This is a genomic window from Pedobacter sp. B4419, from assembly GCF_059693725.1.
Genome location: NZ_JCASSL010000001.1, coordinates 1,797,763 through 1,809,288, shown reverse-complemented (window position 1 = coordinate 1,809,288; position 11,526 = coordinate 1,797,763). Strand labels below are relative to the sequence as shown.

The following is an 11,526-nucleotide window of genomic DNA, read 5'->3' as shown; positions in this document are numbered from 1 at the left end:
TAATTATTGTTGAATGCGCTTTAGAGTTTGATAAATTGTTGATAAACAGCTTGTAAATAGGACTGGCCTAATTTAAGATTTTTATCGGTTTGTACAGTGTTTTTTGGATCGTCATTGTACAAAATGCTTCTGCCAATGTTATCGAAGGTCACACAGTGGCCATCTTTCACAAAGCCAAGCCCATTATCCCAGGTAAAGAATGCGAAATGTGGCGCATATGGGTTAAGCAGGTTTTTGCTCCAAACAAAATCCTTTGCATCGATATTTAACTGAGCCAATAGGGTAGCCGCAATATCCTGCTGACTTCCAGTTTGGTTATAGGCTTTTCCCTTAAATTCATCTTTAATCACATCGCCATAAAAAAGCAATGGGATATGGTAGCGTTGGGGCTGAAAAATCTCGAACTTGTTTTTCGGAAGCAGATGTCCATGATCGGCCACAAAAATAAACAAGGTGTTTTTGTACCAGGCCTGCTTTTTAGCATTCGTTAAATAGGCATTGATGCACGAATCTGTATAGTAGGCAGTGCTTTTGAACTTGAGCACATTATCTGTGTTTCCGAATTTCTGCTTAACTGGCAATTCGAAAGGCTCGTGATTGGTTAAGGATAAAATGGTAGAGAAAAAAGGCTGTTTTTCCTGTCGCATAGCTTGCAATTGCTTATTGAAAACCAGGCCATCATAAGCACCCCATTTGGAATTCATGTCCTTTTTATCAAAGTTCCTTTTGTCGATTAGCTTTTGATAATTATGGCTTAGGATAAAGGCTTTGTAGTTATCGAACTCAGATTCGCCACCATAGAAAAATGAAGTGCTGTAACCATTTTGAAAAAGCTTTTGGCTAATGGCGGGGATCTTCTGCATTTTTTCGGGCCATTTGACGATGCTACCAGTACCGAGGGTAGGAAAGCCAGTTAAATTAGCAATCAGCCCTTTGTCTGTCCGGTTTCCGGCTGCATAAATTTGGCTAAACAAAACCCCATCTTTAATCATGTTGTCAAAATTGGGTGTAATGCCATCTTCATTGCCTAGGGTTTTGGTGAGGTCGGCCGTAAAACTTTCCAATATGAACAGTACGATGTTTGGCTTAGCGGTTTTTAAGATAGAGACCGTCGTATCTTTTTCGGTCTTATACAATTCAGCCACTGTTTGTACGGCTTGTGCATCACTGAAATAACGGTATGGATTTTTGTTTGTTTTGGTAGAAGCCAGTGCGCTTGAAATCAAGTTCCATTCGGTATTCAAAGCGGCATGGTTTAAAATCTCTGTTTTTGAAAAATAAGCCATGCTTTGATTGTTTGGAGCTACATCAACGCCCCCTCTAATCAATAGAAAATTAATGCCGAACAACAGGATCGCCACAATCGCTTTTAGCCAAACCGGCGTTTTTACAAAATCAACTTTTTTTCTAATGATCAACCTATGTAAAGACAGACCCACCAATAGCAGAATGATGAATATAGCCGCGCTCAACAATAATGGGGAAGAGGCGCTTGAGGCCAGTGCTTCGTTGGGTGTATCAATTACAAAAGACAAGACCTTGGCATTAATTTTACTGCCCCATTCGCGATAAACATTAAAATTAATGGTGGCAATTAAGCTGAACAGCGCAATCAGCACAATATGGTACACCCTAACCCATTTAAAGTTAACCTGGCGCTTATTGCTCAGGTACCAGAAAATAAAAACAAGCAGGGGAACTATTGCGATATAGCCTGCCATCGAGATGTCGAGGCGTAGAGCATGGTAAAAGGTGGCCAGCTTTTCGCCAAGTGGAATGGCGCGCAGTTTTTTGTGAAAGATAAACATGAAAATGAATCTATCAAAGGCAAAAAACAAGAGCCAAAAGATATAGAAACGAACAAAAAAAATCAGGCTTTTAAACATTGGCCACTAATTTAGTAAAAAAGCCAATATTAAAAGCCTGATTTAAGGAAATCTGCTTGTTAGCGATTACTCGCCACCGCCATTTTGCATGGCCATAATTTCTTCCATGGTTTTTACTTCGTAGCCACTAGGAACATCTAAAGTAAATGGACCAGCTTTCTCTTCCGAAACGTTTTTAACGGTCAAAGTAGTTTTAACACCGTTTTGGAAACGGGTAAACTTTAACAAAGTACCTTTAACGTCTTTAAACTCCTCGCTAGCCAAACCTTCTGGCAATTGAACGTCTGAAGTAGCCCAAAGCTCATAAGCACCGCCTTTGTCATCCTTGTAGGTATATTTTTCTGCATTATAGGCACCGATCATTTTTTTCTCGCCAGTTGCTTTGAAATCGCTGAATTTTGGAGAACCTGCTTTTGCTTTTTCATATTCTTCTTTGCCTTGTTTAACGGCAAATTGCATTTGGGCAACAGGTACATCAATTAAGATCAATCCAGTATTGGTAGCGCCATTGCGCAATACGGTAATGGTAGCTGGACCTTGTTCCAACTCCATTTTAGAAATGTTGCCATTAAATTTCACTTTTGTCTCGGTAGGCAGTTGGGCAGCCATCGGCTCTTGTTCTGCTGTAAGGCTATACTCTAAAGTATAAGTGATCGCGCCTTCGTTTATTTTTTTCTGAGCGTGGGCAACAATTGTAGCGCCGATTAAGATTGCGGCTAAAACGCCCGTTTTGATAGATTTAAACATAATATTAGTTTTAGAATTTAATTTACCATTTAATTTTTTCTTTGTTCAGGAAAGAAGCAACTCCTTTTTTAAAATCATCGCTTTCTCTCACCTTTGCATTTAGCTGTACCGCTTCATTTAAGCTTTGGTCTAACCAAGGATTTGTGGTTTTATTAATCAGCTCCTTAGTAACCATTAAGGAATTTGCCGAGGCGTTGTTACACAAATCTAATGCAAAATCATTTACCTTTTGAGCAATATCTTCCTTTTTTGTTACAAAAGTTATCAAATTGTAAGCGAGTGCTTCTTCGGCAGTAAACAGCTCTCCGCTAAGTAATATTCTTTTGGTAATGGTTTCGCTTGTTTTCCGCATCAGAAAGCAGGCTACGATTGCAGGTACAAAACCTAGCTTTACTTCGGTATAGCCAAAGCTGGCTTCTGGAACAGAGAAAATAATGTCGCAAACGGTAGCCAAGCCACAGCCACCGGCTATGGCATGGCCCTCAACCTGGGCAATTACAACTTTTGGCAAGTAGTAAATGGTTGTAAACAGCTTTTTCAGGTGATCAGAATCGGCCAAATTTTCTTCATAGCTGTTTTGCTGAAGCTGCTGCAAATAGGCCAAATCAGCCCCTGCGCTAAATACGGCTCCATTGGCTTTCAGTACCACCACTTTTACGCTTTCATCCGCGGCTGCACGAACGAAACAAGAAGTTAATTCGGTTACCAAAGCTGGGTTTAGCGCATTTCGCTTTTCGGTTCGATTTAAGGTGATAGTGGCAATCCTATCGGCTATTTCGTATAAAACAATTGCTTCGCTCATATTCGGTTTATTTATTGCTTTTAGCTATCATGATTTGTGTGTCATTCTTATGTGGGTTTGACCAAATCATCATGTTTACGTTGACTAAAAGTCGATCAAATATGAATTATTTTTCTTTAAAATATGGATGTCGGCTTTAATTTTATTTGCCTCAGCTTCATAGCGCCTCAGCTGGTAATCTTTGAGACTTGCATCCAATACCAAGTGGTCGAATACAACTTCTTGCCTGAGTGCTGTTAAGCTTTTTTGATAACCTCGGTGAATCCAAACCAAATCGAAATTGGGCAATTGCCTGATTTTTTTGAAGTTAAACGACGAATCGAGTAAAAGCATTTTATACCGTCCAAAAACAAGTTGATGTTCTTTTTTAGAGAGATAGTTTGTAGTAGTATCTTTGTTCCATTTTAATAGCTCAATTTTTTTAAGCTGAAGCTGATCAAGCGCAGGCTGTATGAAAAACTTGAAATTTCGATCGTTCTTGGACAGATCTGTGATCACAATTGCGTCTTTACCTTTAATAAAAGCGATCGCATAATTCTTTCGAAGACTAAAACCTATGATTTTTCTTTGTTGCTGTGCTTTTAGGCTACGGTAAACAATACTGCATTGCAAGGCGATAAACAGGGTCAACGCAAGGAATAGCCACTTCTTTTTATAATGAACCAATGCAACAATCAAAACCGTTAGTGCTATACTTAGCCATAGCAATTGCCATTGATTGATCCAAATGCCATTAATACCTGCAAAGGGCAGATTAGCGATCCACTTCAAGCCGTTATTGGTAAAAGTGATGAGCCATTCGAACAGTGGCACCAAAAAATACAAGCGCAACATGAGCAACGCAATACCCAAATACATGAGCAAGGTAATAGGGATAAGGATAAACAAATTGCTAATGATGAAATACAAAGGGAATTGATGGAAATAGTAGATGCTGAGCGGGAAGGTGGCTAGTTGCGCTGCCAAGCTCATCGCTGTAATAGACCAGAGCTTATCCAACCATTTGTTTTTGCAATTCATCCAGCCATAAATTTTGGGCTGTAGATAAACCAATCCAAATACGGCCAAAAAAGAAAGTTCGAAACCCACGTCCCAAAGCAAAAATGGATCATAAACCAGCAGGCAAAATGCCGTAAAGGCCAATATGTTGTAAGCATTGGTGCTTCGGTTGAAAGATTTGGCAATGATATAAATACTTAGCATTACCGCGGATCTTAATACCGATGGCGATAAACCCGTTAACAGCGAATAGTACCAAATCAGCGTACAGATGAGCAGGAGCTTTAAAATTTTCAGCCACCACTTGCCATCTAAAAAGAACAAAGCCCAATTGAGGAAGATATAGATAATGCCAACATGCATGCCAGATACCGACAGGGCATGAATGGTTCCGGTTTTACTGTAGGCATCCAAAGTTTCCTGACTCAAATCGGCACGGTAGCCCAGAATGAGGGTAGAAGCCACCGCATAAGCTTCGTCATTACGGATCAACTTTCTGTAAATAGCTACCTGTCGCTGCCTTAAGGCAATTGCAAACTTGATAATGGGGTTTCCTGCATCACTGTTGAGTTTGATCAGTTGGTTTTGCCTTAGAAATGTTTGATGGTATATGTTTTTGCTGGCTAACCAAGCCTTAAAATCGAATTCTGCAGGATTATAAGGAGGTTCTATCGGCTGATTTTTAGCAAACAACAAAACTTCATCACCATATTTAAGCTGAACAGGGTTTTTGGTATCCAATGCCAAACCCACTGATAACTTTCCGCTTTGCACAAGCCAAGCTCCATTTTGGAATCCGTGGGTAATCTTAACCTGAAAGTTCATGATTTGGTTATTTACTTGAGGCTCGTTGTTGATGTATCCTTTTAAATAGCCATTGGTAGCATTGCCGAAATAATGTTTTCCAAGTGATTGATTGTGTAATAAGCAAATCAATACGCCAAAACAGCAACAAAACAAATAAAACAATAAGCCAGCGATGCCCTTATGGTTGTAGAGCTTCAATTTTTTGTAAAAGGAATTTGCAAGCAATAAGACGAAGAACAAGAACCCAGTGAGCGAAGTAATGAAATAGATGGGAATCTGGCTGGAAAGCGAATAACCCAATATAATTCCAAAAATGAATGGAACTAGAATCCTTACAAAGACGATTTCAGCTTTAAAAGTCAAAATATTTTAGAATTGATAGCGTAATTGAAATTTGAGATCGCTTTTTCTGTTGCCATTAATTTCGTCTAAGCCAGATCCGACGATAGCCGTACCTGGGTAAAAAGAAATCGAATACCTGGCCCACAGCTCTAACTGTTTGAAAGCCTTATATTTTAGGTTGATGTAGTTTCTCAAGCCCTTGCCATTGTATACGCCAAAACTAAAACTGTACAACACATCATCTTCATAGGCATATATCCTGCTATTGAAGGAGGAAGTGTTGAAATAAGCTATCCTCACATTGCCAGAGAGTTTGGAACGAAGGGGTTTATAGTTGACATCTTGGTAAACGAGGTAACCAAACTCCGCTTTTTCGGGTCCTTTTTGGTATTGCGATACTTCAACCCGGTTTTGAAAACCAATTGACCTGTTCAATTGCCAGTTGACATCTGCCCGATAAGATTCCTTTTTAACCTGATCCAGATAATTGATAGGTACATCCAGCGAAGTATTTTGCTGTTTTCGCTCTAGTTTGTAGCGCAATTGAACCTTGAAAACCTTAGTTGGGGTATAGCTCAGCTGTCCTAAAACCTCATAGCCGTCAGATGGCGCATCTATTCTGAATTTGAGCCATGGAAATTTAAAATAGTCTGCATAAATAGCTATTGCCCATGATTTTACGGGATATAGATTCAACCCTAAATAAAAGCCTTTTTCATTGGCGGCAGTGGTGGCTTCGGCGGTTGCCTGATTAAAAAAACTATGGTAATTGCTGTCGTAATTTCGGTAGAGCAATACAGCAGATGCCTTGGCAGATAAACTGATCAAAATACCATTTACATAAGCCAATCCACTATTCAGGCTTTTGGCAAGCTCTCCGAATACATAAATATTACGATAAGAATAATCGTAATGCACGCCAACATTGGTTAAGGTTTTTCCGGTAAAATCATAATAATTGTAAGGGGAGGTGCCCTTTACAAAAGCGTGGTTATATTGTGTACGATAGGCAACTGTACCAATATTTAAGTTGTTTCGATGGTATTGCAGTACGCCACCAAAAACCAGTTGCGACAAGCTATTGTTGTTCTCTACTTCAGTAGCTGTACGGTGGTAACCCGTTTCGTTGATGGTGCTCAGCACCTGTTCTCCGGCAATATTGGTGCTCAAACTGGCATCAAGTTTCCTATAAGAAGCAAACGATGTAAAATCTAAATTTTTAAATAAGGTAGCGGTGCTGGCCAAACCTCTAAAAAAAGCATATTCATTGGTGGAGTTATAGGGCCTTAAGCCAAGGTCTTTTTTGGCCACACTGGTTACGTCAGGTGCTTTGCCAAATGCAAATCCAGACCAAAGCGCCAATCCCTGACCAAATTGCAGGCTATAATCGCCCAAAACAATTTTCTTGAATGGACCGGTATTAAATACGGCGAGGTGTGCAGATTGAAAATCAAGCACGGGCAACTGTTTGCCACTCCACTTTTCCCCGGCATCCTTTTCCAAAATAAGCGAAGCAGAAACCCGTTTTGCAAAATCATATTTATAACGTAGCATTAGGCGTTCAGGACTGCCTAGGTAATGGCTTCCTGTTGAGTTAGAAAAACCCCTTGCTTTTTCAAGTGTGCGACCGGCCCTCATAAACAAGTCGTTTTCTCCAAATTTGAGAAGATTTTTAAAGCTTGGCTTTTCGCTAGGGCTATTGATGGAAAGGCTGACGAATGGCAATAAACGCTGAATTGTAGTTTCATCAAAATTGGGGATGCTTTGCAGTTCTAAAACATCCAGCAATAAACCATTTGTTTGAATATGCGCGAAGAAACTGCTGATTTGCAATGGAGAAAGGAACACCAGGCTCTTCAATTCTTCCGGCGTAGTTTGGTTTAGGTTAATCGGATGTTTGCTGAAATAGATCAATCGCTCTTCCAATTCAGAGAGATCATAGTCTTCCGGTACATTTTCGGCAATGCTTTCCATCAAATCCCTAATAAAGCTATCTGTCGTCTGCGATTTGGCTGCGCTGCCTAGCAACATTAAAGCCAACAAAAGCTTAAAACGCATAAGCAATAGTAACTTGAGGTGAATAACCCAAATAGGGATCGCTTTCTACGGCCATATCCAGCACGAACTTTTTGTAGTTGAGCCCAAATCCGGCATATTGCTTAAAGGGTTTTAACGTTAAGCCACCTCTCAAACTCAGTAGCTGCAAAAGCTGATAATCGAGGCCAAACGATACATCAACAGGCGTTTTTAAGGTTTTGGTTACATTGGTGGCCATTAAAACCTTATCGCTAACAGCATAAGAAAGACCAAGCTGAAAAGCAGTTGGTATCAGCAGATTTACAGCCTTGCTCTTATATTTTTGTTGGGCGGGATTGCTGACGTAAAACCCAAAAGCAAGCTGCTTATTCCAGTTGTAGCTTAGGCCAACATCCAGAGAAAGTGCCGTAGTTGCGCCATAATTGCTGATCTTCAGCTGATGATAGTTTGCCTTAAGTGCTACGGCCAATTGCTTGCCAAATTTCCTGACCAAGGCTCCACTCACCTTGATCTCGCTATAATCGGCAATGCCATAACGATCAAAACCGAAACCAAAATAGTTGTTGCTAAAGGGAATGGCTAGGGCAAAGGCTTGCCTGCTCAGTTCTGATGCAAATAGGTATTTGGTATAATCTAAAGCTGCAGTAATTGTGCCGAGCTCAGAAATGCCTGTTGGATTTCCCTGTACGCTCCAAAGATCTTTAATGGCGTTTCCATTATTGCCCATGGCGGTGAGCCTGGCGCCGAAATGTGCTTGCCCAAAGCAAGTCCCCATGCCACCTTGTAGCACGAGTAGGCAGATCAATACTTTATTCATAGATAGGTGAAATGAATATAAGAATATAATTCTATAATATTTAAAATTATAAGAATATAATTTTATAAAAATTACAAATATGAAATTTAATATCGATTTGTATTTAGATGTGTTATCACTATGATCGTTGATCCTTAATTTGGATGTAATTAAATAAATCGATTTAGTTTGTTATTTAATCATTTCCTATTTACTTTAGTATTTCAACCCCTAACCAATATCATTGCTGCTATGAACATCAAAAATCACCTCCTCGTGGCCTCGCTGGCACTGTTTGTTTTCGCTGCCTGCCAAAGCTCTACCAAACAAAGCACCGAAAAGGAGACCGACGCAAAAACAAGTCTGGTTCCTGATTCATTTAAAACCGTAATCGACAATAAAGCAGTAGAGCTCTACACTTTGACCAATGCCAAACATGCCGAAGCAAAATTTACCAATTACGGAGGTCGCTTGGTGAGCTTGCTTATCCCTGATCAAAAAGGAAAACTCATTGATGTAGTAGTGGGAATGAACAGCGTAAAGGGCTATCAGGATGCAACAGAACCTTATTTCGGGGCAACCATTGGCCGTTATGGAAACCGCATTGCCAAAGGGAAGTTTAAAATTGACGATCAGACTTACACCTTATTTAACAATAATGGACCAAATACCTTACATGGCGGCAAAAAAGGTTTTCAATATGTAGTTTGGGATGCTCAACAGCCCAATAAGAATACCTTGGAGCTAACTTACATTTCGAAAGACATGGAAGAAGGTTTTCCAGGCAATTTGAAAGTTAAGGTAACCTACACCTTAACAGACGATAACGAGTTGAAAATGGATTATGAGGCAACCACAGATAAAAATACGGTAGTAAACCTAACCAATCATGCTTTTTTTAACCTTAACGGAGAGGGTAGCGGCGATATTTTGAAACACAGCTTGCAGGTTTATGGTGACAATTACCTGCCCGTTGATTCGACTTTGATCCCAACAGGAAAAATTGAGCAGGTTGCTGGTACGCCATTCGATTTTACAAAGCCTTATGAAATCGGGGGCAGAATTAACGATAAAAATGAGCAACTGACCTTTGGCAAAGGCTACGACCATAACTTTGTGCTTAATAAAACAAAAGCCTTGGGCATGTACCACGCGGCCCAGATTAAAGGCGATAAAACAGGGATTGTGATGGATATTTATACCCAAGAACCTGGACTTCAGTTTTACAGTGGCAATTTCATGCAAAGCAAAAATACCTTTAAATCTGGTGCCAAAGATGATTTTAGAACCGCATTTTGCCTAGAGACGCAACATTTTCCAGATTCGCCAAACCAGCCTAATTTTCCAAGTACCTTGCTTAAGCCTGGACAGGTTTATAAAACCACTTCGGTTTATAAATTTTCTACTAATTGATTTTTGGCTGACAGTCTAAACGATAGAGAAGCATACATTTGCCGTTTTAAAAGCAAAGATGAACAAACATATTGAGCGGATACAAATCGCCATCGAGCCGTTGAGGCAACAAATCATTAATCACAAGGTTTATGGCGTAATAGAAAGCGTAGAGGATTTGCGTATTTTTATGCAGTACCATGTTTTTGCCGTTTGGGATTTTATGTCGCTCCTCAAAGCCCTACAGAACAATTTAACCTGTACCTCGGTTCCTTGGTTTCCTACCGGTGATGCAACCGCAAGGCATTTGATTAATGAAATTGTGCTGGGCGAGGAATCAGATGTGGATGAACAAGGAGAACGCAAAAGCCATTTCGAACTTTATTTAGAGGCGATGCAACAATGTGGAGCCAATACGAGCAGCATCGATCAATTTATTGCTTCGCTAAGAGAAAACGGAAATTTTGAAACAGCCTATTCGGTATCGGCAACACCAAAAGCGGCACGCCAGTTTGTTGATTTCACTTTTGAGGTCATCAATAGCGGAAAAGCTTATTTACAGGCGGGGATTTTTACTTTTGGTAGGGAAGACCTCATTCCAGCTATGTTTTTGGCCATTATTAAAGATATGGCTTTAGATTTTCCAGAACAGATTAGCATTTTTAAATATTACCTCGAAAGGCATATAGAGGTGGATGGGGACCACCATAGCCATTTGGCATTGGAAATGACCGCTTTGCTTTGTGGCGACGATGAACAGCAATGGGCAACGGTAGAAACTGCCATTAGCAAATCATTGCAGCAACGTATCCAACTTTGGGACGAAGTATACAATGAAGTTTGTAAAACGAAAGCCATTGCGTAAATTGCAACAGAATAGCTTCGCAAGGTTGTATGAAATATATGATTTTTAGGGCGATTGGCTTAATATTTGATACATAAAATTGCTTATTAATTAAAGAATTATGAAAACGTTTATCAATAAAACATCATCAGGTTTGCTAGCTGCGATCTGTATGGTGGCGGTTTTGGCTTCGTCTTGTAAAAAGAGCGACGATCCGGTAGTAGTAACCGGAGATGCAAAAATTAAAGTGGTTAATGCCGTTGCTGGTTCAAATGATCAGGATTTCTTTCAAGGCAGTACCAAATTAACTACAACAGCTGTAGCTTATGGTCAGGCAAGCGATTACATTACGCTTAAAGCAGGATCAAGTACAGTTTCTTTTAAAGATGCGGCTTCGGGTACTTCAAGGGCATCAGCTAATGTGGGGCTGAATACCAATTATTCTTACACGGCATTTTATTTTACCGATGCTTCTGGAGCCGGGCAAATTACAGGTTTTGCAGATGACAATACTGCCCCTGCCGCTGGCAAAGCCAAAGTAAGGTTCATGAATTTGGGTGCAACTTTTACCAATTCATTAAACATCATTTTAACTGGAGGCGCGGCCTTAACCAATGGTTTGCAATATGGTTATGTTTCGGCTTATAGTGTAATCGATGCCAACACAAGTAGTTTAACCGTATCTGTAGTAGGTTCAGCAACTACCACTATTATCCCGGCAGAATCTTTTCAATCAGGCAAGGTATATACTGTTTGGTTCGATGCCGCAAGTACAACTTCTGCCAACTATCACGTAATTGTGCATAACTAACATTTCATAAAAGGAATTAAAAGCATTGCATTTTTTGCAATGCTTTTTTTATGCCTTGGCCAT

Annotated in this window: 9 protein-coding genes; 3 read left to right on the top strand and 6 right to left on the bottom strand. The window is 40.0% G+C overall.

The features are described 5' to 3' along the window. Window positions 1–20: 20 nt before the first annotated feature. From AC570H_RS07470 to AC570H_RS07445, 6 genes are all read right to left on the bottom strand, one after another. Window positions 21–1,808: an LTA synthase family protein gene (locus tag AC570H_RS07470; RefSeq protein ID WP_497353286.1), complete on the bottom strand. Its 1,788-nt coding sequence runs from the start codon at window positions 1,806–1,808 to the stop codon at window positions 21–23. A 144-nt stretch (window positions 1,809–1,952) separates the two neighbouring features. Next, a complete protein-coding gene (locus AC570H_RS07465) occupies window positions 1,953–2,633 on the bottom strand; it encodes a hypothetical protein (protein WP_497353284.1) in 681 nt (226 codons plus the stop codon). Window positions 2,634–2,655: 22 nt separating this feature from the next. Further along, complete coding sequence (locus tag AC570H_RS07460) at window positions 2,656–3,435, bottom strand: enoyl-CoA hydratase/isomerase family protein (RefSeq protein ID WP_497353283.1); 780 nt, start codon at window positions 3,433–3,435, stop codon at window positions 2,656–2,658. 84 nt (window positions 3,436–3,519) lie between these two features. Continuing rightward, on the bottom strand, window positions 3,520–5,541 hold the full coding sequence (locus AC570H_RS07455) for a ComEC/Rec2 family competence protein (RefSeq protein ID WP_497354902.1): 2,022 nt from the start codon (window positions 5,539–5,541) through the stop codon (window positions 3,520–3,522). A 69-nt stretch (window positions 5,542–5,610) separates the two neighbouring features. After that, window positions 5,611–7,641, bottom strand: coding sequence for a helix-hairpin-helix domain-containing protein (locus AC570H_RS07450; RefSeq protein WP_497353281.1), 2,031 nt, complete (start codon window positions 7,639–7,641; stop codon window positions 5,611–5,613). Next, window positions 7,631–8,437: a PorV/PorQ family protein gene (locus AC570H_RS07445; protein ID WP_497353279.1), complete on the bottom strand. Its 807-nt coding sequence runs from the start codon at window positions 8,435–8,437 to the stop codon at window positions 7,631–7,633. Before AC570H_RS07445 ends, AC570H_RS07450 begins: the two co-directional genes overlap by 11 nt. Window positions 8,438–8,668: 231 nt before the next feature. Here AC570H_RS07445 and AC570H_RS07440 point away from each other — a divergent pair, with 231 nt between their 5' ends. The 3 genes from AC570H_RS07440 to AC570H_RS07430 all read left to right on the top strand — a co-directional run bounded on the left by AC570H_RS07440 (window position 8,669) and on the right by AC570H_RS07430 (window position 11,463). Next, on the top strand, window positions 8,669–9,829 hold the full coding sequence (locus AC570H_RS07440; RefSeq protein WP_497353277.1) for an aldose epimerase family protein: 1,161 nt from the start codon (window positions 8,669–8,671) through the stop codon (window positions 9,827–9,829). 58 nt (window positions 9,830–9,887) lie between these two features. Beyond that, window positions 9,888–10,673, top strand: a complete 786-nt coding sequence (locus AC570H_RS07435; RefSeq protein WP_497353275.1) for a DUF3050 domain-containing protein — start codon at window positions 9,888–9,890, stop codon at window positions 10,671–10,673. A 100-nt stretch (window positions 10,674–10,773) separates the two neighbouring features. Then, complete coding sequence (locus tag AC570H_RS07430; protein WP_497353273.1) at window positions 10,774–11,463, top strand: DUF4397 domain-containing protein; 690 nt, start codon at window positions 10,774–10,776, stop codon at window positions 11,461–11,463. The last annotated feature ends 63 nt before the right edge of the window (window positions 11,464–11,526 follow it).